At 44.4% G+C, this 22,346-nt stretch carries 19 protein-coding genes; 14 read left to right on the top strand and 5 right to left on the bottom strand.

The features are described from left to right. Positions 1–2: 2 nt before the first annotated feature. The 6 genes from ASG89_RS32900 (at position 3) to ASG89_RS32875 (ending at position 10,436) form a co-directional block, all read left to right on the top strand. Positions 3–920, top strand: a complete 918-nt coding sequence (locus tag ASG89_RS32900; RefSeq protein WP_057315568.1) for an ABC transporter permease — start codon at positions 3–5, stop codon at positions 918–920. Positions 921–947: 27 nt separating this feature from the next. Next, positions 948–1,847: a carbohydrate ABC transporter permease gene (locus ASG89_RS32895; protein WP_057315567.1), complete on the top strand. Its 900-nt coding sequence runs from the start codon at positions 948–950 to the stop codon at positions 1,845–1,847. Between the two features lie 71 nt (positions 1,848–1,918). After that, on the top strand, positions 1,919–3,487 hold the full coding sequence (locus ASG89_RS32890; RefSeq protein WP_057315566.1) for an ABC transporter substrate-binding protein: 1,569 nt from the start codon (positions 1,919–1,921) through the stop codon (positions 3,485–3,487). Positions 3,488–3,654: 167 nt separating this feature from the next. Further along, positions 3,655–7,251, top strand: a complete 3,597-nt coding sequence (locus ASG89_RS32885; protein WP_057315565.1) for a glycosyl hydrolase 53 family protein — start codon at positions 3,655–3,657, stop codon at positions 7,249–7,251. Between the two features lie 23 nt (positions 7,252–7,274). Next, a complete protein-coding gene (locus ASG89_RS32880) occupies positions 7,275–8,267 on the top strand; it encodes an Ig-like domain-containing protein (protein WP_057315564.1) in 993 nt (330 codons plus the stop codon). A gap of 147 nt (positions 8,268–8,414) precedes the next feature. Further along, on the top strand, positions 8,415–10,436 hold the full coding sequence (locus tag ASG89_RS32875; RefSeq protein WP_082593768.1) for a beta-galactosidase: 2,022 nt from the start codon (positions 8,415–8,417) through the stop codon (positions 10,434–10,436). Positions 10,437–10,684: 248 nt separating this feature from the next. On the opposite strand, the gene ASG89_RS32870 is transcribed toward ASG89_RS32875, so the two are convergent. After that, on the bottom strand, positions 10,685–11,242 hold the full coding sequence (locus tag ASG89_RS32870) for an NADPH-dependent FMN reductase (RefSeq protein ID WP_057315562.1): 558 nt from the start codon (positions 11,240–11,242) through the stop codon (positions 10,685–10,687). A 305-nt stretch (positions 11,243–11,547) separates the two neighbouring features. Between ASG89_RS32870 and ASG89_RS32865 the strand changes: the two genes are divergently transcribed. Next, positions 11,548–11,766 carry a hypothetical protein gene (locus ASG89_RS32865; RefSeq protein ID WP_057315561.1) on the top strand — a complete coding sequence of 73 codons (219 nt, stop codon included), beginning with the start codon at positions 11,548–11,550 and terminating at the stop codon, positions 11,764–11,766. A 67-nt stretch (positions 11,767–11,833) separates the two neighbouring features. On the opposite strand, the gene ASG89_RS32860 is transcribed toward ASG89_RS32865, so the two are convergent. Together ASG89_RS32860 and ASG89_RS32855 are read right to left on the bottom strand one after the other, a co-directional pair. Continuing rightward, entirely contained in the window at positions 11,834–12,313 is a 480-nt protein-coding gene (locus ASG89_RS32860; protein ID WP_057315560.1) for a hypothetical protein, read from the bottom strand. A 78-nt stretch (positions 12,314–12,391) separates the two neighbouring features. Further along, complete coding sequence (locus tag ASG89_RS32855; protein WP_057315559.1) at positions 12,392–13,270, bottom strand: LysR family transcriptional regulator; 879 nt, start codon at positions 13,268–13,270, stop codon at positions 12,392–12,394. A 107-nt stretch (positions 13,271–13,377) separates the two neighbouring features. On the opposite strand from ASG89_RS32855, the gene aroA reads away from it, so the two are divergent. Both aroA and aroC read left to right on the top strand, forming a co-directional pair. Beyond that, positions 13,378–14,724, top strand: a complete 1,347-nt coding sequence (gene aroA / locus ASG89_RS32850; protein ID WP_057315558.1) for a 3-phosphoshikimate 1-carboxyvinyltransferase — start codon at positions 13,378–13,380, stop codon at positions 14,722–14,724. Between the two features lie 19 nt (positions 14,725–14,743). Then, positions 14,744–15,799, top strand: coding sequence for a chorismate synthase (aroC, locus tag ASG89_RS32845; protein ID WP_057315557.1), 1,056 nt, complete (start codon positions 14,744–14,746; stop codon positions 15,797–15,799). 51 nt (positions 15,800–15,850) lie between these two features. Here aroC and ASG89_RS35220 read toward each other — a convergent pair whose 3' ends face one another. Beyond that, the gene (locus ASG89_RS35220) at positions 15,851–16,885 is read right to left on the bottom strand and encodes an S-layer homology domain-containing protein (protein WP_063868274.1); all 1,035 of its coding nucleotides are present in this window, start codon (positions 16,883–16,885) and stop codon (positions 15,851–15,853) included. Positions 16,886–17,182: 297 nt separating this feature from the next. Between ASG89_RS35220 and ASG89_RS38355 the strand changes: the two genes are divergently transcribed. The 5 genes from ASG89_RS38355 (at position 17,183) to ASG89_RS32820 (ending at position 20,741) form a co-directional block, all read left to right on the top strand. Then, positions 17,183–17,815, top strand: coding sequence for a hypothetical protein (locus tag ASG89_RS38355; RefSeq protein ID WP_268795695.1), 633 nt, complete (start codon positions 17,183–17,185; stop codon positions 17,813–17,815). 91 nt (positions 17,816–17,906) lie between these two features. Next, on the top strand, positions 17,907–18,170 hold the full coding sequence (locus tag ASG89_RS38350) for a hypothetical protein (RefSeq protein WP_268795694.1): 264 nt from the start codon (positions 17,907–17,909) through the stop codon (positions 18,168–18,170). 90 nt (positions 18,171–18,260) lie between these two features. Beyond that, positions 18,261–19,166 carry a LysR family transcriptional regulator gene (locus ASG89_RS32830; protein ID WP_057315556.1) on the top strand — a complete coding sequence of 302 codons (906 nt, stop codon included), beginning with the start codon at positions 18,261–18,263 and terminating at the stop codon, positions 19,164–19,166. Continuing rightward, entirely contained in the window at positions 19,163–19,852 is a 690-nt protein-coding gene (locus tag ASG89_RS32825) for a DUF7002 family protein (RefSeq protein WP_057315555.1), read from the top strand. Before ASG89_RS32830 ends, ASG89_RS32825 begins: the two co-directional genes overlap by 4 nt. Before the next feature lie 118 nt (positions 19,853–19,970). Beyond that, positions 19,971–20,741: a GNAT family N-acetyltransferase gene (locus ASG89_RS32820; RefSeq protein WP_057315751.1), complete on the top strand. Its 771-nt coding sequence runs from the start codon at positions 19,971–19,973 to the stop codon at positions 20,739–20,741. Positions 20,742–20,917: 176 nt separating this feature from the next. Here the strand turns inward: ASG89_RS32820 and ASG89_RS32815 are convergent, their stop codons facing one another. Continuing rightward, positions 20,918–22,279 (bottom strand): MFS transporter, encoded by a 1,362-nt coding sequence (locus ASG89_RS32815; RefSeq protein WP_414813330.1) that lies wholly within the window; start codon positions 22,277–22,279, stop codon positions 20,918–20,920. Positions 22,280–22,346: the final 67 nt, after the last annotated feature.

Genomic DNA, 22,346 nt, shown 5'->3' with positions numbered 1-22,346 from the left:
AGATGAGAACAGGACTCCTGTATCGCATGAGATCCAAGAAAGCGCTGTTATTCATGATCGCGCCGGCAGTGCTTTACTTCTTGCTTTTCAGCTATGTGCCGATGGCAGGCATTGTACTAGCGTTCAAGCAGTATCGCTATGATTTAGGAATTATGGGGTCGCCTTGGGTGGGTTTGGACAACTTCAAGTTCTTCTTCCTCACAGGAGATGCCTTCCGAGTAACGAGGAACACACTGCTCTACAATGCGGCATTCATTCTTATTAATAATGGTCTGCAAATTATTGTCGCCATCTTCATGGCGGAGATCGGGTCTAAGCTGTTTCGTAAAACAGCGCAAACGGTTATGTTTTTACCCTACTTTTTATCCTGGGTAGTCGTAGGAGCGGTTGCTTACAATTTGTTTAACTACGAGCATGGAACGGTAAACACGCTGCTGCGTGCGTTGCACATTCCCGAATTAGATATCTATACAACGACAGAGTATTGGAAATATATCTTGGTTTTCTTCTCGGCTTGGAAAGCAGTAGGGTATGGCGCGGTGTTCTATATGGCCTCCATTCTTAGCATTGACCGTGAGACGTATGAAGCGGCCGAAATCGATGGAGCTAACGTGTTCCAGCGCATTCGATACATTACGTTACCTTCACTGCGACCAACGATTACGATTCTAGTTCTATTAGCAATTGGCGGCATTTTCCGTGGCGATTTCGGATTGTTCTATCAGCTTGTTGGTAATAATGGCCTGCTGTATGAGACGACAGATGTTATTGACACGTATGTATATCGCTCTCTGTTGGTTAACAACGAAATCGGAATGTCGTCTGCGATCGGTTTCTATCAATCCATTCTGTGTTTTGTTACTATCATGGTGACGAATTTCCTAGTACGTAAATCAGACAAAGATAATGCATTATTCTAAACTTACAGCAACTTGCGAGGTGGATCTATGAGTACGACCAGTGTGAAAAAGAGTCAAATCGATCAACGAATCTTGGATGCGGTTGGCTATGTCTTTATAGCAGTCATATGTTTGGCTTGCTTGATTCCTTTCTTGCTTATCATCAGTGGCTCGCTTACGAGTGAGTCATCAATTACGAGCGATGGGTTTCGCTTATGGCCGAAAGAGTTTTCGTGGGATGCCTATACTTTTGCTTTAAAGCATCCGGAGCAATTCGTAAGTTCTTATTTGCTCACGATTGCGTTGACGGTAACGGGTACAGTTGTAGGATTATTTATATCCGCGATGGCAGCATATGTGCTGCAGCGTCAGGATTTTGAATGGCGCAGCGGATTTTCGTTCTTCTTCTACTTTACGACGCTGTTTAACGGGGGACTTGTTCCCTGGTATATCTTAATGGTTAACTATTTACACATGAAGAATACGTTCTGGGCGCTGCTTGTCCCACCATTGTTAAATGTGTTCTATATTATCATCTTACGAACGTTTCTGCGCAGCATCCCGGATGCAATTACCGAGTCAGCGAAAATCGATGGAGCAGGGGATTTTACGATCTTCGTGCGATTGATTATCCCTTTGGCGAAACCTGGTTTAGCGACGATTGGCTTGTTCACGGCTCTGAATTATTGGAACGATTGGTTTAACTCGTTGCTGTTTGTGCAGAATGAGAAACTGTACACCCTGCAATATTTACTTTATAAAATGTTAGGTAATCTCGAAGGGATTCGCAAGGTTATGGCGATTACGGGTATGCAGGTAACAGATTTGCCTGGCGAGAGCTTGAAGATGGCCTTAGCTATTCTGGTCACTGGACCGATCATTTTCTTGTATCCGTTCGTACAGCGTTATTTCGTACAAGGCTTAACGGTTGGAGCTGTAAAAGGGTAAAAAGGGTAGCCCCGGGAATTCCAATTCCCGGTTTATCATAACTTATCTATTATTTATAAGGGGAGAATAACATGGCAAACACGAAGAAATTAGCCACACTCAGTCTGGCATCCTTATTTGCAATGGGCACGGTACTGTCAGCTTGCAGCCCCAAGGAAGCATCGCCTTCGCCAAGTGCATCGTCATCAGTTCCACAAGCAAGCGCTTCCGCGACCGCAGCTGCGAATACGGGCATTGATACAAGCAAGGAAGTGAAGCTGAAAACGGTTCTTTTAGGCTCTAAGCCGAAGGCTTTTGATGAGGTATACGGGGAAGTTAATAAATTAATGAAGCAAAAGATTAATGCCACACTCGACATTAGCTTCTTGGATTGGGGCGAATATCAACAGAAATATCCATTGATGTTTGCTGCGAATGAAGACTTCGATCTTGTCTTCTCAGCGACATGGTCCTATTATGCACAGCAAGCTACGAAGAACGGTTTCATGCCATTGACTGAGGATCTGATTAAGAAATTCGCGCCAAAAACATGGGCAGAAGAGCCGAAGGTCGCTTGGGAGCAAGCGAAAATCAACGGGAAAATTTATATGATTCCACAAAACAATTTTGAATACAGCTATCATATGATCGGTATTCGTGGTGATCTGCGTCAGAAGTATAACTTGCCAGAGATCAAAACATATGATGATTATGTGAATTATTTGAAAGTAATCTCGGAGAAGGAGAAGGATTTCAAACCAAGCATAGGCGTAAGTGAGTTTAATTCGGTAGAGTTGATCCAACCGAACGAGTGGAACTTTGTCGTGCCGCAGCTGCCAATCGTGTATAAAGTAACTGAAGCAACGGGCAAACTGTTCAACTATGTAGATACACCAGAATTCGCTACATTCGCTAAGAAAATGTTCGATACCCAAAAAGCTGGCGCTTGGTCCCGTGATGCGATTGCCAATAAAGTAGATAAAACACAAGCTTTCAAAGATGGTAAATTAGCTTCTGTGGAGTGGAACCTTGGAACTCTCCTGCGTACAAAGTCCGAAATGCAAACGACACATCCGGATTGGAAAGTGGAGCTATACGATCTAAGTGCAGACAAGAAACGTTTGTCCAATCCGTTCATCAATAACGGGATGTCCATTCACGCGGGTTCCAAGAACTATGAGCGCGCATTGATGGCGATTGACCTTCTTCGTTATGACCCGGAAATTCATGATTTGACGAACTATGGTATCAAAGGCAAACACTATGAGCCCGTAGGTAAGGATCAGTTCAAGCCGCTTCCTGCTTCGGCTGACTTCCCGCCATCTGGTACAGATCCATGGGGCTGGAACTCATTGAATGAGCGTCTAGATTCGACGGTTGCAGAAGAGACGATTAAATTCACAGAGAATTGGAAGAAAACCGTTACGGTTAACCATCCATTGGAGACATTTACATTCGATGATACCAAAGTGAAGAATGAAGTTGCAGCTGTCAGCAATGTAATGGAAACTTACGGCAAGCCATTATTCTATGGCTTAGTTGATCCTAGCGATGCAGCGCATGGTTTGCAAACATTTAAAGACAAGTTGAAGCAAGCTGGAATCGATAAAGTTGTAGCTGAAATGCAAAGCCAAGCAGATCCTGTTATTGCTAAAAAGTAAGAGTGATGAAGACCGCTTCCTGCGTGCAGGGGCGGTTTTTTCGTGTGCCTATAAATTGAACAGGTAATCGATATTTTAGAGGGTTATGCTGCTATTTCTATGTTGGTAAGATGTAGCAGTGAGTAAAGAAAGCGTTCACATTTGAGCGCGAGAGAGGATTTGAGACGATGAAGAAAAGCTTTGTAATCGCTATGGCTGCTATATTGAGCACAGGAATCATGCCTTCTGCTATACCATCCGTACTGGCAGATTCGCCGGCTGTATCGACGCCAACTGACATTCACATTAACCCCATCCCAGGTCTCTCTGCGGATTTCATTAAGGGTGCGGATGTATCCATGTTGAAGCAAATCGAAATTAGCGGAGGTAAATTTTACGACGGGGGAATCGAGAAAGATGCGCTGCAAATTCTAAAGGACCATGGTGTGAACTGGGTCCGGCTTCGCGTGTGGAACAATCCTGTTGATGCGAATGGATTCGGACTTGGCGGTGGAAATAACGATAAGGTGAGAACGATTGAAATTGCCAAAAGAGCCCATGAACTCGGGCTTAAAGTGCTGCTTGATTTCCATTACAGCGATTTCTGGGCAGATCCTTCAAAACAAACGAAGCCTGCGGCTTGGGAAGGTCTTAATACGGCCGAGCTTCAACAAGCGTTATATACGTATACTGCGGATGTGATTCAAGGCTTAACCGATGAAGGCGTAATGCCTGAGATGGTACAGATCGGGAATGAGACGAACACAGGAATGGTGTGGCCGGATGGGCAAACAACGGGGAGCGGCGGATTTGAGGGATGGGCGAATTTGATTAAACAAGGCGTCCAAGCTGTGCGTGACCATGATCCGAACAATGCGAATGCGCTGCGGACGAAAATCATGATTCATCTGGCAGATGGCGGTAACAATGAGCTGTTTCGCCGTAATTTTGATCAACTGACTTCTCGTCAGGTGGATTATGATGTAATCGGTTTTTCATACTATCCCTATTGGCATGGACCGCTGGAGGACCTCCAAGCTAATATGATCGATATTTCGAAGCGATATGGCAAAGAGGTCCTTGTGGCTGAGAATGCCTATGCCTATACGCTGAATGATGTTGACAACTTCTCTAATAATTTTGGTCCTAGTCAAGAACAATTAGGCGGATATAAAGCGACCGTTCAAGGTCAAGCACAAGAGGTACATGATGTGATGAACGCTGTTGCACAGGTTCCTAATCAGAAGGGGCTTGGGGTGTTTTACTGGGAGCCAGATTGGATTCCAGTGAAGGGAGCGGAGTGGAGTTCGAAAGCTGGGGAAGGCAACGGTTGGGAAAATCAAGCGATGTTTGATTTTGGCGGTCATGCCCTGCCATCGTTAGATGTCTTTAATCGTGTGTCGGCTAACCCGAGCGGTGATCTTTTTGTTGCAGAGTCAACAGCGATACATCCAGAACAAATTAAAGTAACGGTGGGCAGTACACCCGTGCTTCCAAGTAAAGTACAGGTTGAATTTACGGATGATTCCGTTCGTGATTTACCTGTGACGTGGGATGCCTTTGAAGATGATGATTTGCAGCACCCAGGTACGATTGAGTTACAAGGAACAGTAGCTGGTGTCCCATTAAGAGCTAATGGAACAATTACGGTACAGGGCTCCACCAATTTGGTGAACAATCCTGGATTTGAAAGTGGTAACAACGCCAATTGGACGATCACAGGGGGGAGTAACGCCATTAAAGTGGTTTCAGATAGTGCAAATGCGCATGATGGCAGTACCTACGCACTCCATTACTCCTTGTCGCAGGATATGCCATTTTCGGCTTCACAAACGATTACCGGATTAGCTAACGGGAAATATACGCTGAAAGCATGGTCGCATGGCGGCGGGGGAGAAAGCAGCATGCAGTTGTTTGCCAAGGATTACGGTGGTGCCGAAATGTCTGAAAGCATTGTGAATTCAGGCTGGTTGATATGGAAACACCCGATTCTGATGAATATTGAGGTTACGAATAATACGGCAGATCATGGAGAAGAACCGAATGGTACAGCAACTATTGGGATAAAGGCTGAAGGTAAATCGGGTAACTGGGGCAATTGGGATGATTTCGAGTTCTATACGGATCGTACAGCTGAAACGCTGTCTGCGCCAAGTCAAGTTGTAAAGGGATCGACGTTTCGTGTAAACGTCGGGAACGGAGGGTTAGTTGATACAATTTTTGCAGAGGATCTTGTCATCCATTATGATTCAGAAGCTTTTGAATTTGTATCGGCACAAAGCACATCACAAGCGGTGCAATTGGTAACCATGAATGCGCAAACGACTGGTGTTGTAAGACTCATTCTTGGACATTCTGGCGGAAAGTCATTGAATTCGAATTCTGTCGCCCTTACGTTGCGTGCCAAGACTGAAACCAATGCGGCAGAGGGAGTTATTAAGGTAGTTTCTGCGGGATGGGGAACGGCTCCTGCAGGTGGAGTTATTACGCCAGCTTCGATGGGTACGGCGAAAGTTATGTTGGTTACGGAAGACAGTGATCCCTCTGAACCATCGGATATGCCAAGTACGGGTACTGTTCCACCAAATCCTGATCTTGCCATCGAAATTAATGAGGAAGGTGCTGCCAGCCTGAAACAAACGCCTGCCTTGAATAACAACTATACGGCAGTTGCATCCGTATCACTTGAGATGTGGAAGCAAATGGTTGATACGGCGAAAATGGATGCTAACGGAAATAAGAAGTTATCCGTCATTTTGCCCAAGGTTGATGGTGCTAACTCCTATGAGCAAGTGCTACCCAGAGCAGCGTTACAAGGAACAGAAGAACATCAGTTCGTAGAGGTCATCACCCCTCAAGGAACGGTCTCTTTACCAAGTAACATGCTTAGCTGGTCGAGTGGTAAGGGAGTAGATCCCATAAGTTTGACAATTGGTTCCGTAGATCCAGCTCAAATGCCAGATGCACTGAGAGCGAATATTGGCAGCAAGCCAGTAATTGATTTGAAATTGAGATCAGGCGGAGAATTGCTCCATTGGAACAATCCGGCTGCGCCAGTGACGGTTACGATTCCTTATGTGCCTACAGAGGAAGAACTGAAAAACCCTGATCACATTGTCATGTGGTATATCGATGAGAACGGTCAAGCGATAGCTGTACCCAATGCGAAGTACGATGCTGCATCACAAAGCATTGTATTTACCACAACACATCTCAGCACATATGCTGTGGCTTACGTCAATCATACGTTCGGTGATTTGGCTGGCTTCACTTGGGCACAGAAGGCAGTCGAAGCACTTGCTTCCAAAGGTGTTACGACGGGTACATCAGCGGATACATTTAGTCCAGAGCAAGAGGTAACTCGTGCCGATTATATCGTGATGCTGGTGAAAGTGTTAGGACTCACGGCGAATGCTGTGGAAAGTTTTCAAGATGTGACGGCGGCTGATTATTATTCGGAAGCAGTAGGTATTGCCAAAGCACTCGGTATTATCGAGGGCAGTGATGCGCAGCATTTTAACCCAAGAGCAACAATAACGAGAGAAGATCTGATGGTTATTATGGCAAGAGCGCTTCATCACGCACATCGATTAGATCTGAGTAATGAGACCAGCACTTTAGATACGTTCTCGGACCAAATGGACGTGTCGAACTATGCGAAGTCTGCTATTGCAACGTTGCTCAATATCGGACTCGTGCAAGGCAATGGGCAGGGAATTGCGCCTAAAGCGCACACAACTCGAGCAGAAGCGGCAGTTATTCTTTATCGGTTGTTTCATTTCTAATTTAAAGGAGGAGGAGGTTTTCAATGATGCAAATGAAACAGATCGTTCAATCAGGTGTGCTAGCGGCTGTGTTATTGATCGGGTGTCTTCCTTTTGGCGATCCCGCTCAGGCAGTAGTAGATCCATCACCCCCTGTGAATCTTGCTTTGGACGGAGATTTCGAAGGCATAGGTTCATCTCCATGGCAAATTGAAGGTGCACAAGCTTCGGCTGTTGGTATCAAAACTCAGGATAATCATACGGCAGGCGGGACACATTCCGCTGCTTACTGGTCAGCTTCGGCCTTTCATTTTAAGGTGTCACAACGTATTGTAGGCTTGGAAAATGGGAGATATAGGCTTTCAGCTTATACACAGGGCGGCGGCGGGGAAGTATCCTCCCGCATTTTCGCAAGAGTTGACGGAGATGAACCCATCCAAGCTGACTTTATCAATACGGGCTATGCAGTTTGGAAAAATCCGCAGCTTACCCATATCAACATCGTTGTAACGAATGGTAGCTGCACGATTGGTTTTGAAGTGGATGGACAGGCTGACAATTGGGGATCCGTTGACGATATTACATTCACGCGTATGAGTGATGTTGAAACGACTCCTGTTTCTATGACCGTTCAGCTAGTGCAAGCCACTTCATGGTTGCATGCTGCGCCTGAGCTACCATCTGTGGTAAGGGCAGTCTATAACGATGATCAATCATATCTACAAGTACCTGTTCAATGGGAGAGCAATCCTGCAACGAATTATGATCATCTTGGAGTGTATCAACTAACTGGCGCGATTCAGGGTTCGGATTCAACCGTATTCGCTGCGATTACTGTCAGGATGAAGCCTGCTGATCTTAACGCAGACGGGCTCGTGAATGTCGGCGACTTGGCATTGGCTTATTACGATATGCAGGCAAGTGCGGGATCCGCAGATTGGGAAAGGGCGCAAAAGGCAGATCTCAATAACGATGGCAAAGTCGATCTCGCCGATGCTCAGTTCATCACTGAACAAATGATTCAACCCGCAACTTGATAAATGACAGACAATCGATAATTTGTAGGGTATTAAATGGGACGAGAAGCTGTTAGAATGGGGTCATATTTGTTCATAAAATGATTCCATGAGGTGATCCGCTTGTCTTCAACATATCCACCTATTAGCCCGAAATTGCCGGTTTTCATGCACGGCGCTGATTATAATCCTGATCAATGGCAGCACGATCCGCAAGTCTTAGAAGAAGACATCCGCATGATGAAGCTGGCCAAATGTAATGTGATGGCCATCGGTATCTTCGCATGGTCTGCACTTGAACCCGTCGAAGGTACGTATACCTTTGAGTGGTTAGATCGCGTGCTCGACACCTTCGCCGCGAACGGGATCTATGCTTGGCTTGCGACGCCGAGTGGCGCAAGGCCCGCTTGGATGGCGGAGCAGTACCCGGAGGTACTGCGAGTGGGTGCGAATCGTGTGCGCAATTTATTCGGCGCGCGTCACAATCATTGCTTCACCTCTCCTGTTTATAGGGAGAAGGTAGCAATGATGAACAGTCGGCTAGCAGAGCGCTACGCGCAGCATCCGGCTGTAGTTGGTTGGCATATATCTAATGAATATGGCGGGGAATGTCATTGCTCGTACTGTCAGGAAGCTTTCCGCGGCTGGTTGCAAAACAAATATGGCACGCTGGATGCATTAAATATGGCGTGGTGGACGTCATTTTGGAGTCATACGTATACGAGTTGGTCTCAAATTGAATCTCCTGCTCCGCATGGTGAGAACTTAGTTCATGGCATGAACTTGGACTGGAAACGATTTGTGACGGATCAAACGGTTGATTTCTGCCGTCATGAAATTGCTCCGTTGAAAGCTGCAAATGCGCAATTGCCGGTTACAACGAATCTGATGGATGCGTTCGAAGGGCTTAACTATTGGAAATTCGCGGATGTGCTTGATGTTATTTCGTGGGATGCGTATCCAACGTGGCATGATGCACAAGATCAACGTAATCTGGCTGCTTGGTTCGCGCTCAATCATGATTTGTTCCGCTCGTTGAAAGGTGGACAGCCGTTTCTATTGATGGAAAGCACGCCGAGTTTAACGAATTGGCAGGCCGTATCTAAGCTGAAGAAGCCTGGTATGCATATGTTATCTTCCCTGCAGGCTGTCGCGCATGGCTCTGATTCTGTTCAATACTTCCAATGGCGGAAGAGTCGCGGTGCTAGCGAGAAGCTGCACGGAGCGGTAATTGATCACGTTGGACATGAACATACGCGTGTATTTCGTGATGTAGCAGAGCTAGGCGGCGCATTAGAGAATCTCTCTGAAGTGATTGGGACTTCGGTGCCGGCGGAAACAGCTTTGATTTTCGACTGGGAAAATCGCTGGGCTGTGAAGAATTCGCAAGGTCCTCGTAATATGGGAATCAACTATGAACAAACTATTCTCAGTCACTATCGCGCTTTCTGGGAAAGCGGTGTTCCCGTCGATGTCATCGATATGGATGTTGATTTCAGTAAATACAAGCTAATCGTGGCGCCGATGCTTTATTTGGTTCGACCTGGTGTCGGGGAGCGCATCGAGCAATTTGTTGCGGCTGGCGGAACGTTCGTAACCACGTATTGGTCAGGAATTGTTGACGAAAATGACCTCTGTTTCCAAGGTGGTTTCCCAGGACCGCTTCGTAAAACGCTAGGAATTTGGTCTGAGGAAATCGATGCCCTGTATGATCATGAGAAAAACCGTTTGATCTTTACAGAAGGGAATGCACTCGAACTAACCGGAGAATACGAGTCTCGTGAACTCTGTGAGCTTATTCATACCGAGGGAGCAGAGACACTCGCCGTCTACGGGGATGATTTCTATGCAGGTCGACCAGCATTGACCGTGAACGCATTTGGCCAGGGTAAAGCCTATTATATCGCGACGCGTACAGATACTGAGCTTTTAAAACCATTCTATAAAAAAGTTGTTGAGCGTGCAGGGGTCAAGGCTGTGTTACAAACGGAGGTCCCTGATGAGGTAACTGCACAAGTTCGGACGGATGGCGAGCATGAGTATGTTTTCTTAATGAATTTCGGTCAGCAGGCCCAGACGATTGAGCTAGATCGTGACTCCTATTGGGACATGCTGCTACAAGAAACGTTGGGAAGTGCAAGCGTGCGACTTGAGCCGTATGGCGTAAACGTATTGAGAAGATCGATATAGATGGAAGTAGATCAGACAGGATTAACATGCTGGATTGGGGAAACCTGATTCAGCTTTTTTGTTATATTGTCAATTGACTACATAACATTAGTTATGTAAACAAATATGTAGATGGAAGGAATTTATAAGTTTCTCATAGATACTAATAAAGAGAGGAAGAGCCATGTTTTGATAAAATAGCCAAAAAAAGCTGAATTAGGAGAACCCTAAATCAGCTTTTTTTCTTCATACATTTGGTTACATAAGAATTAACGCAATGTCTTCAAAGCCCCGCTCCAAGCGATGACTTGATCAAACAAGGTGTTCGCTGCGGACTCCTGTCGCGGATGCGGCTTGAGATCTGTGAAGTTCTCAAAATCACTAAAGAGGGACAAAGTAACTTGGGCACGTACACTAGCTACATGCAATTCACTTAAGATGAGCCTTAAGTTCTCAGCCGCACGAGCTCCGCCAGTGCCTCCACCATAGCTGACGATTCCAGCGGCTTTATCTTTCCATTCATTGAACAGGAAATCGAGCGCATTCTTCAGCGCCGCAGGTACGGCATGATTATACTCCGGTGTCACGAAGATATAACCATCATACGCCTGGATCGCGTTCGACCATGCAATCGTATGATCCTTGGTGTATTTCATCATCATAGGCGGATGAGGTTCATCATAAAGTGGTAAATTAAAATCTGCCAGGTCGACGATCTCAAATAATGCATCCGTACGTTTAGATGCTACTTCGTGTATCCATTTGGCGACGACTTCGCCTCTGCGACCTGGGCGAGTGCTACCGAGAATAATTCCGATTTTTAACATTGGTTATGGCCTCCAATAGATTAAGTCTTACTAGAAGCATAACGGTTGAAAAGAGTCTCCTGCAATTGAAAATACAGTTATAACAAATGTTTCCTGTAAGGGATCAATATGAAACGTGATTTGTTTACATAATATAAGTTAAGTGAACTATGAAATCAAAAGTGACATTTTCGCGTCAGCATAAGAGCTACTTTTTGAAATTTGTATGAACATGACAGAGGATGTATATGATTTATCATACAAGCTCCTATATAATTTAGTAGATACCATTTTGATTAGACAAAAGAAGGGTGGTCGCTTTTCTTATGAATACATCCATTTACTTTGTAATATTTTCCGTTATTTTATTGTTTGGCTTATTGTCGACATTTATGATCGGTTTCTCACGTAAAAATCGTGAAGGGGATCAGTCTTATTTTCAGAAAACAGGCATTAAGTGGGTAAGACTTACTTCTTTATACGTTATCTCGATTGCAGCAGGCTTATTAGCGTTGCTAGCCTTTATTCGATACTCAATTGAATAGAAGTAAAGACAAAAAAATCTCCAATGCTGGAGATTTTTTATTTTGACGCTGTATAGGTATGTAGGATTCAAGCTGGCATTATTGGAAACGTGTTGATTTTGATAAAGTGAATCTGCAACGAACCGAAAAATGCTTTCCCTTGATTGTAGTGTAGTTCGCATTTGTACCCATACTCACAAGCAATGGCTTGTAGGGACTTGAAACCAGGGAGGGCTCGTACCATAGATGTAATTTGCTTCGTGATATGATTGGGTAGTTTCATAACCATCGTGGACGCACTAATGCCATCTACAACGGAGATAAAACTAGGGAATTCGTGTTTCTTGAGCAGTGAAAGGTTGATATGATCCTCAGCAATTTGTAAAATTTCTTTGTTCAAACGATTGAGGTTCAAGGTCATATTTTTATAAAAGTAGATGCCAAATCCAATTCTATTCGTCAAAGGGTTTAACCGTTTCTTCCATTTCAGCACGTTTGCTTCCCAATAAGACTCCAGTTGATCGCTAATTCTAGCCCAGTTTAATCGTGATGTGAGAAATTTTTTCATTTGTATACTCCTTAAATCATTAAATTCTATTCCTTAATTATGACGTTGGAAAAAGGAATATCGTTCAATTATGTCAGCTTATGCTTGGAGAATCTGGACAAAGCCTTCAGCGGCTACAGATAATTTCATGTCCCGGCGAACAGCTAATCCGATACTCCGCGGTGGAAGTGGTTCCTCTTGTCTGAGTTCAAAAAGAGTCCCTGATCGAAGCTCATCCTGTACAAATGACCGACTTATGAAGGCAACCCCATAGCCTAACCTCGCGAACTCCGCTAAGAGATCAATATTTCCTAATTCAATATCTGGATTGACCACGAATCCTTGTGCAGCAAACCATTTTTCTATAGACACTCTAGTACTACTCCCCGGCGATAAGAAGATAAGAGGCAGCTTCGCGAGCTCCTTCGTAGAGATGGAACGGTTCGTCCATTCTCGGAAATCCTCCCCAACCACGAAACAATCCTCCAACAACGCTAACGTGTGAATCGTCAACTCAGAATCTTCGATCGGCAGATGAACGATGGCACAGTCAATATCACCTTCTTTTAATCGCTTCGTAATCTCGCCTGATTTCCCATGTGATAACCGAATCCGTATTCCTGGGTATTGCAAATGATACGCATTCAATTGAGGTAACAGAAGGTGCTTAATCAAAGAATCACTAGCCCCAATCCGAATCTCACCTTGATGTAATTGCTTCAGATTATGAAGATGCTTCTGTCCCGAATCCAGCATAGCAAAGGATTGTTCGACATAGTCAAAGAGCGTGCGTCCTTCTTCTGTGAGCTCAACACCTTTCGAAAGGCGATGAAATAATTTAACCCCAATTGCTTCTTCCATTTGCTTAATGGCATAGCTCACGGACGGTTGTGTGATATGAAGTTCTTGGGCAGCTTTTGTTAAATTTCGGCATTTGGCAGTATGCAAAAAAATACGATACCATTCTAAATTGATCATTTTGATATAGAACACCTCTATGGCTAGTTATGTATATTACAATTTCATTTATATCATATAACTCATTATAATAGGCATATAGCAAAAACACAAAAGAGGTGGCGAAAATGGTCATGCATCATCCTGATTGGGAAGCGCGTTCTCCGTGGTCGACGAATAAGGGTATTTCCGAAGTGCGAATTAGTCCGCCAAAATCGAGCGTAGCAGGGACCCTCCGAGTGCCTGGGAGTAAAAGTCAGACAAACCGAGCGTTACTAATTGCGGCACTAGCCAAGGGTAGATCAAAGCTGAGTGGCATTTTGAAAAGCGATGATTCGTTCTGGTGTATGGAAGCATTAACGAAATTAGGCGTTTCAGTCGACATTGAGGGAGAAACTGCTTATGTGGATGGCTGCGGTGGAAATTGGCCAAATTCATCTGTAGAGCTATACATGGGGGCAGCAGGTACGGTTGCACGATTCTTGCCAGCAGCTTTGGCTGTCGGACGAGGGAAATGGACGCTCAAGGGGAGCAAACGATTAAGTGAGCGGCCACTTGAACCATTACTTTTGGCGCTTTCAACGCAAGGAGCTTTGTTTGAATATTTCGAGGCGGCACATCGATTGCCTTTCGAACTGGATGCTGCTGGACTGAAAGGTGGAAGTGTGAAACTGCCTGGATCAACTTCCAGCCAATTTATTAGTGGGGTTTTATTAGCCGCTCCCTATTCACAAGCGCCATTAACCATCCAGATCGAGGGGGAAATTGTGCAAAGGGATTATGTACAAATGACCATGGATATGATGACTACTTTTGGTATCACACCGCAGGTTTCTGAAGATGAACAATCGCTAAGTGTTCCTTCAGGGATCTATCAAGCACAGAATTTGCAACTTGAACCAGATGTCTCAACCTGTTGTTATTTCTGGGCTTTAGCTGCATTAACATCAGGCTGTGTGCGGATCGAAGGCATTGACGCACGGAGGACGAGTCAGCCCGACATAGAGATGTTAGATGTATTGGAACGAATGGGGTGTACGGTACGACGCGGAGAGAACTTTGTTGAAGTTCATGGCACAAAGCAGCTCAAGGGTGGCTTCACGCAAAGTATGAAGAAATGGTCTGATCAAACCTTAACAATCGCTGCTTTGGCTCCTTTTACAGATGGACCTATAAGTCTTACTGATGCGGCTCATATCCGACATCATGAATGTGATCGTATTGCTGCTATGTGTCGTGAACTCGGAAAGCTTGGCATTCGGGTAGAGGAACATGAGGATGGTTTAACGATTTATCCTGGGCAACCATTGCCTGCTGTAGTAGATTCGTACGATGATCATCGCATGGCTATGGCTTTGTCTTTGATCGGCCTAAGGGTCGAAAATATCCGAATTTCAGATCCTGGGTGTGTATCCAAGACATGTCCAGGTTATTTTGAACAATTGGCTGCGTTAGGTGTAGAAATTACTTATTAACTAGGAGGCTTACAATTATATGGCAGGAAATACATTCGGTGAGATTTTCAAAATTACTACATTCGGAGAATCACATGGAGCCGCGGTAGGTGTCATTGTGGATGGAGTAACGCCAGGCATCGAGATTGATGAAGCCTATATTCAGAAACAGATGGATCGAAGAAAACCCGGTCAATCCTCGGTGACTTCTCCACGCAAAGAATATGATATTATTCATATCTTATCAGGTGTTTTCGAAGGGAGAACGACGGGTACGCCGCTGTTTGTCAATCTCTATAATCAAGATATGAAGCCGGAAGCTTACACGGATATTCAGAACTCTTTTCGACCAGGCCATGCGGACTTCACGTATCTGCAGAAATACGGAATCCGTGATCATCGCGGGAGTGGGCGAGCTTCCGGAAGAGAAACAGCGGGCAGGGTAGCAGGTGGTGCAGTTGCTCGCAAGCTGCTTGAACATAGAGGCGTACAAGTAGTGGCCTACACCCTCGAAATAGGTGGAATTCGATGTCAGACCTTCGATGAGGATGTGATAGAATGCAATGCGGTACGAGCTTGTGATCCCATTGCCGGAGCTCAAATGATTGAGAAAATTGAGCAGTTAGCAGCGATTGGCGATAGTTGTGGTGGTATCGTTGAATGTCGTATACGCGGGGTTATGCCAGGACTTGGAGAGCCTGTATTTGATAAATTGGATGCTGAATTGGCAAAGGCGATGCTCTCTATCGGAGCTGTTAAGGGGATCGAATTTGGTGCGGGGTTCGCAGCTGCCTCAATGCTGGGTAGTGAGCATAATGATGAAATGAACGGTGATGGATTTCTAAGCAACCATTCTGGTGGAATTCTAGGCGGAATTAGTACGGGACAAGAAATTATATTCCGAATTAGTGTTAAGCCGACTTCTTCCATTTCAGTTGCCCAGAAGACGTTAAATGTGAAGGGTGAGGAACAAGAAATTCGAACAATTGGTCGACATGATCCATGTATCTGCCCGCGAATCGTACCCGTTGTTGAAGCAATGGCGTGCTTAGTCGTGGAAGATCTATATAAACGGCAAGCCGCTATGCAGAGCTAAATAAAGTGGGAAGAGCAGACCCCTTCGAGAATGGGCCTGCTCTTTTTTAATTTACTTCTTTAACCCCTCGACAGCTTTAACCGCTTGATTAGCGATTTCTGTTGCATCTGTAAGGGTAATGCCATCTTGCGGATGGAAAGTACCGTCTGCATTTAGCTCGACAATATCTAAAGCAAGCGCGGTTTGGATGGCGCCAACATTCAATAAGTCAATCTTGTCATTATCCTTGATTTCGACTGGATTTAATTTAATCATCGGTAATTTCTCACTGGTTTGGAACGTATGAACGAGAAGATAGGTGAACGATTCACGCGTCATTTTGGCATCTGGATCTATCTTAATATTGATATCTGTACCCAATTTGCCTAGTGCATCTGTGATAAGCTGAACACCTTGTGTTGCAGAGATAGGATCATTACTTATGACTGGCGCTTGATGAGTTTTCAGGTAATCTAGCGCATTATATACTTCCTCTGCAGCCTCAGCACGCGTGATTTCATCTTTTGGACTGAATTTTCCATCGGTATTTAGTTTAATAATCCCGTATTTGAGTCCACGCTGGATGGATCCCGAATAATCAACGGTTATTTGATCACCATCTTTAATATCAACGACAACAGGGTTAATTAGAGGGAGATTCTTACTTACTTCAATTGCACGAACGAGCTGATGTGTGAATTCTTCACGTGTCAATTTTTTAGCAGGGTTGAGATCTTTGGGAAGATCCACATTGTTGACTGCCGCAATAATTAGTGCCTGTGCATACCAAGCATCGTTTGAGGCATTTGCAAAATAATCAGTTGCTTTCGGTTCTTTCACGAATCTGACCAGGTCTAGATTAAGTCCAAGTGCGTTCACGAGTAATTGTACAGATTGAGCTGCTGTAATTTTTTCATGTGGAGCAAATAATGTAGATGTGATGCCACCGACAATACCGCTTTGTTGTAGAGCAATAATTTTATCTTTTGTTGCAAGATTATCAAGGTCTGTGAATGTACTAGATGCTGCAAAGCTTTGCCCGATTAAAGTCAGTGATAGTAAAGCAGTGGCTGCTGTTAGCGTGAAGGTTTTGATTGTTTTTTTCATATTCATTCACCTCATGTGGTTTTTTGTGTTTCAGAAACATAAACGGGACTGTAGATAAAAAGGTTGCAGCTACTCTTAAATAAGTTACTAAAATTTTTAAGAGTAAGAAAATTGAAAAGGGCCGCAAATTTGCGGCCTTATTTGTCTTCAATCTAGTCGTCTTATCTATAGGAACAATAGAAACTACAATATTGATCACTTTCTGGCACGAGGGTAAGATAAGGTTGTTCCTTGGTGAGAGCCAGACACATCGTGTACCGCGATCCTATACAAATATGAAGGTAGAGGTGACTTATTATGAATACAATGGCTTCCTCCATACAGAACCATAAAAGGACTTTCGGTTCCATACAGTTCTTGCCAGTAAATTTATTCGCGTCAGTTATGGGTATTTCGGGTTTATCATCGGCTTGGGGACAAGCGAGCAAGCTGTTTGGTACTTCCCCTGTCATTGCGGATATGATTGGTATTGTTGCAATTCTAATGTTTATCGCGTTAAGTATAGGTTATATATGTAAGTGGGTTCGTTACCCACAGATAGTAGCAAGTGAATTTAGGCATCCTATAGTAGGAAATTTTTTCGGTACAATCACGATTTCGATTCTATTAGTTTCTTCCGTGATAGGTACTTACAGTCAAGTCGTAGGTCAAATTACTTGGATCATCGGCACGGTGACCACGTTAATGCTCAGTTTTGTTTTCGTTTCACGATTGTTAAATGGGAATCAAGAACCTGGACATACAGTTCCACCATTACTTATTCCTGGTGTGGCTACACTTGATGTGGCCGTCGCTGGTGGAACGATACCATTTACTTGGGCGTATGAAATCAATCTGATGTGCTTAGCGATCGGTGGCATTGTTGCTTTACTTTTCTTCATTATGATCGCATCCAGATTGATTCATAGGAACCAATGCCAGCTGGATTAGTACCTTCTTTGATGATCATGACAGCACCATTTGAGGTTGGTTTCTTGGCTATACGAATGTTATGCAATGAATTGATGGGTTTGCAGCTGTGTTGTTTTACTTTGGCCTATTTTTATTCGTCGTCATGTTCTTTAAAGTATTCAAAAAGTCTGTACCATTCGGAGCTTCTTGGTGGGCTGTAAGTTTCCCAATAGCTGCGCTTAGTAATGCTGCATTGAAGTATGCGATGTTCGTACATTCTTGGTTGTTAATTGACATCGCCGCGGCCATTCTAGCTTTGCTTAGTATCGTTCTGATCGTACTGTTTATTCGAACGCTGAACATGCTATTTAACGGCAAATTGCTGAAGGGTTAGTATGAGTACACTTGCCGAAACTAATGATACAACCAAAGCTATTTGAGGAAATAGTATGTCTGAGGCATAAATCAAGAGGTGAATGAGAGCATGGAATTGAGACAATTAGAATATTTCATGACGACGTGTGAAGAACTTCATTTCACTCGAGCAGCTGAAAAGCTTGGGATTACTCAGCCAACATTAAGTCATCAAATCAAGGCACTTGAGAACGAGCTGGGTGTTCGAATATTTGACCGAATCGGGAAGAAGACGATGATCACAGAAGCCGGTATGATTTTGTACCAGCAATCCCATATAGCTATTGGATCCCTAACTAGCGCACGCGAACAAATTCAAGAGCTGCAGAAAGTAGAACGAGGTACGCTCTCGATTGGCGCTTTGCCAGGTGAATTAAATGAACTGATTTCATCCCAATTAATCAATTATCATCGCCAATATCCGAATATTCACATCAAGTTGATTGCTAATGAAGATGTCGTTGAACGGGTTCTGCATAATGAACTTGACTTTGCCATCTCCATTCTACCTGTAGAACATGATAAATTAGCGATTAAGCCTCTCTACAGTGAATCCTTCTATTTCGTGACTACTGCCAATCATCCATTGGCTAGTCATACGATAATTGATTTTGAAGAATTAGTAACTACCCCGATTGTGATGTTTCCTGAGACACATAGATGCAGGCAACTGATTGATTCCACATGCCAAATTGCAGGGCTCGAATTAAAACCTTTTATTGAAACGACGACGATAGATTCTTTATTTACATTAGTACGATCTGGGATTGGGGCAACTGTTCTTTCAAAAACATTAATTGACATGTATCACTATGAGGATTTGGTTATGATTCCAATCATTAACCCTAAACTCTGTCGTGAAGTAGTGATTGTATACCATAAAGATAGGTATTTGGGGCAAGCAGCTAGTGGATTTATTGATCTGGTGCTTTCTTATATCCAAACGATTAAAAAGGATGAAATCACATCCATATGAGAAATGAAATCGTAGATGTAATAACAAACAGTAGTAAAAGAAAGTCATTTTTTCATTTTACAAGAGTAAGGAATCTGCCCTCCGTTGCGCATCTCGATGCTTTGTATGCATGTCATAAAGTTGATCCTACGTTATCGAATGAGAGACGGTCAGTGAGTCGAGAGATTCATCTAGACGGTCATGTGTTTATAGCCAATGCGCATCTAAGAATTACTGATCAAGTGATGGATGCATCTATAACTCATCAACAATTCCATAGTTATCTAGATCAGCACGTATTTTTTTGGCCGACACAGAGAGATTGTCAAAAAATGTTGGAGATGTATGCGAGAAGAGAACCAGATGAAGATTTTGTAATCCTTCAATTAGATGCGCATGCATTGCTCTCTGATTTCTATGACACGGTTAAGTTGTCTAAGTATGATTCGGGAAGCTCACCACGATACCCCAATCGTTGTGCTTATAAGAAAAGTTTGCAAATGTTTGTTACTTTAGACCAATTTGAACTTGTACGGAGAAATGATGTGCCGACAAAGCCTTCTGAGATACGCGAGGTATTAGTGGAACAAGAAGTCACGCAGTTATCACGTTATTTACAGTATATCTATTGTGATCAAAGGGAGGGAATTCCTGGTAGATGGAGGGAATTAGCACGATCGATTCAGGATTTTAAAGAATTTATCTAGTTATTAAAACACGGAACCGATGAGGTTAGTTAAACGAATACTTTCCCTTCAGTTAATGATTGCCATCGTTTACTATGGAATTATGTATCGTAACGTAATTCTTGAAAGGATGGTTTGGATGATTACAAAAAAGTGTCTAATCAATGAAATTCAATATCTTATTGATGAATACATCGAAAGCTTATCTTCACCATTTGATTCTTTCTTAGAGGAACATATTCTAGCATCGACTTTCTACAAAATCCAAGAAGGATTCATAATCGTGGGTTACTTCGCTATTCACAACAACGATCTTCTAACTCAATTTTATATCAGTCGCGCATACCAAATGTCCTCACAGAGGATGTTTAGCCAAGTGCTTGATAGTTATTCAGTGAACTCTCTATTCGTTCCGACCTGTGATGAACTTTTTATAAGCTTAGCGGTAGATAAGGACTTTACGATCAATAAACAAGCTTACTTTTTCCAAGACAACCTAGCAGGAATAGTAGAGAGTAATCTTTCCAATGATGAATCATTTCGCGCTGCCAATTTGGAAGATCTGATACAAATACAACAAACCTGTGGAGATTTCCTTGACCAATACGAACGACGGATTGCAAATGGAGAACTCTTCACTTACTATAGAGACTCTGTGATGCTTGGAATCGGTATAGTTGAAAAGTCTAACATGATAAAAGGATTAGCAAGCATTGGTATGTTTACTAATGAAGCATATAGAAAGCAAGGAATTGGGAGGTTTATTATCATACAATTGAGAAAATGGTGTAAAGAGCAAGGCGTTATGCCTGTAAGTGGATGTTGGTACTATAACGAGGCTTCGAAAAGGACTCTTGAGAGTGCGGGAATGGTCACGAAAACTAGGCTATTGAATATTCAAGTCAATTAATACTAAGTAATGTAGAAGTATTCCGTTCCGTTGAGCAATAATGTATTAACCAGGGAGCAGATGCCATGTGGCATCTGCTCCCTGGTTGCGTTGAAGAACTCCAACATGCCGTAACTCAAATGAAGATGGAGCAGTCACTAATCTTCTATTCCGATGGGAGATGGAAAATGAAAGTATCAGGACGCGTTCTGCGTTCCGGTTGCGACGACGCGCTGCGCTCTGTCTGCCGGCAGCAGTAGGATCAAGACAGCCAGGAGAGAAGCTGTTAGGAAAACGGCAGAACCCACAAGCGAGACGGAGATTGCATGGGCAAAAGATATATTCGAAGGAACCGCCTGCCGGTTCACCGCTTCGAAGACAGAGATCAGAACCGCGAGCCCGAGCGACGCGCCTGTCTGATGAGCAACGTTGACGAGCCCCGACGCCGCTCCTGCATCTTTGGCCTCAACGCCGGACAATCCTAACGTTGTGAAGGGCTGGAAGATCATCCCCGCGCCGCAACCCATGACGAGTAACGGTAAAAACAAATGAGAGAGATAGCTAGAATCAGCTGTAATGAGGCTCAGCCAGCTTGTTCCAGTGATCGCGATTATCAATCCGGCGATCAGTACTTTCGCGTTCCCGAATCGGGCTACGAGCGAAGGCATGGCATACATCATCCCAAACTGAACAGCCGTGAACGGCATGATCGCGAGTCCGGCCTGCAAAGAATTGAAATGAAGGACGTTCTGTAAAAATTGCGGAACGAAGAAAAAGATCGGATAATTTCCACACAAGAGAAACAGCCTACCCAAGTACGCCCCGGATCGCGTTCGGCTTGCGAACAGGCGAAGAGGTGTTATCGGCTCTTTCGCTCGTGCTTCAATCCACACGAAAGCCGCTAGAGAGACACCTCCGAGAGCAAGCGAACCCCATACTTCCGGCGTTAACCATCTGCCAGACGCGGCTTGAACAAAGCCGAATGCCAACGCTGTCATGCCGATCACCGACGTCATGGCTCCCATGATATCCAATCGTCCCGCTTTCGACTCCGTCTCCTGCATATAGCGAGGCACCATAAGAAGCAGAGCGACACCGACCGGCACGTTGAGGAACATCCCGGCGCGCCAAGAGATCAGATCCGTCAACAAACCGCCGACGATTAGTCCGACGCTGCCGCCTGCTCCTGCTACGGCGCTGTAGACGGCGATCGCTTTCGAGCGTTCCTTGGTTCCAGAGAAGCTGACAGATAACAAGGCGAGTGCAGACGGCGTGGCGATCGCTGCCGCCAATCCTTGCATAGCGCGTGCCACGAGCAGAAGCGATGCAGTCGGCGCCAAGCCGGCCAGTATGGAGGCTAGCGAAAACAAGGCGATCCCCGCGCTGAATGTTTTTCTCCTTCCCAGGATGTCTCCCGCGCGTGCTCCTAACAGCAAGAACCCTCCGAACGCCAAGATATAAGCGTTCTGCACCCAAGTCAAAGCGGCCGTCGATAGATGGAGGGTGCGGCCGATTTCGGGTAACGCGGTAACCAAGACGGAAGCGTCGAGCACCATCATAAGCTGGCAGGCGACGATCATCGCCAAAATAATTCGTTTCGAATGTTCATTCAAGAGGATAACCTCC

This window comes from Paenibacillus sp. Soil766 (assembly GCF_001428105.1).
Lineage (GTDB): Bacteria > Bacillota > Bacilli > Paenibacillales > NBRC-103111 > Paenibacillus_E.
Note: the sequence above shows the minus strand (reverse complement) of the source record. Positions and strands in the feature narration are given on the sequence as shown.

Coding starts and splice junctions, on each gene's coding strand:
- ASG89_RS32860 (WP_057315560.1), bottom strand. CDS start 12,313: ATGAAAAAATTTCTCACATCACGATTAAACTGGGCTAGAATTAGCGAT.
- ASG89_RS32830 (WP_057315556.1), top strand. CDS start 18,261: ATGGAATTGAGACAATTAGAATATTTCATGACGACGTGTGAAGAACTT.
- ASG89_RS32895 (WP_057315567.1), top strand. CDS start 948: ATGAGTACGACCAGTGTGAAAAAGAGTCAAATCGATCAACGAATCTTG.
- ASG89_RS32825 (WP_057315555.1), top strand. CDS start 19,163: ATGAGAAATGAAATCGTAGATGTAATAACAAACAGTAGTAAAAGAAAG.
- ASG89_RS35220 (WP_063868274.1), bottom strand. CDS start 16,885: ATGAAAAAAACAATCAAAACCTTCACGCTAACAGCAGCCACTGCTTTA.
- ASG89_RS32870 (WP_057315562.1), bottom strand. CDS start 11,242: ATGTTAAAAATCGGAATTATTCTCGGTAGCACTCGCCCAGGTCGCAGA.
- ASG89_RS32815 (WP_414813330.1), bottom strand. CDS start 22,279: ATGATGGTGCTCGACGCTTCCGTCTTGGTTACCGCGTTACCCGAAATC.
- ASG89_RS32880 (WP_057315564.1), top strand. CDS start 7,275: ATGATGCAAATGAAACAGATCGTTCAATCAGGTGTGCTAGCGGCTGTG.
- ASG89_RS32885 (WP_057315565.1), top strand. CDS start 3,655: ATGAAGAAAAGCTTTGTAATCGCTATGGCTGCTATATTGAGCACAGGA.
- ASG89_RS32865 (WP_057315561.1), top strand. CDS start 11,548: ATGAATACATCCATTTACTTTGTAATATTTTCCGTTATTTTATTGTTT.
- ASG89_RS32890 (WP_057315566.1), top strand. CDS start 1,919: ATGGCAAACACGAAGAAATTAGCCACACTCAGTCTGGCATCCTTATTT.
- aroA (WP_057315558.1), top strand. CDS start 13,378: ATGGTCATGCATCATCCTGATTGGGAAGCGCGTTCTCCGTGGTCGACG.
- ASG89_RS32900 (WP_057315568.1), top strand. CDS start 3: ATGAGAACAGGACTCCTGTATCGCATGAGATCCAAGAAAGCGCTGTTA.
- ASG89_RS38355 (WP_268795695.1), top strand. CDS start 17,183: ATGAATACAATGGCTTCCTCCATACAGAACCATAAAAGGACTTTCGGT.
- ASG89_RS32820 (WP_057315751.1), top strand. CDS start 19,971: ATGATTACAAAAAAGTGTCTAATCAATGAAATTCAATATCTTATTGAT.
- ASG89_RS32855 (WP_057315559.1), bottom strand. CDS start 13,270: ATGATCAATTTAGAATGGTATCGTATTTTTTTGCATACTGCCAAATGC.
- aroC (WP_057315557.1), top strand. CDS start 14,744: ATGGCAGGAAATACATTCGGTGAGATTTTCAAAATTACTACATTCGGA.
- ASG89_RS32875 (WP_082593768.1), top strand. CDS start 8,415: ATGCACGGCGCTGATTATAATCCTGATCAATGGCAGCACGATCCGCAA.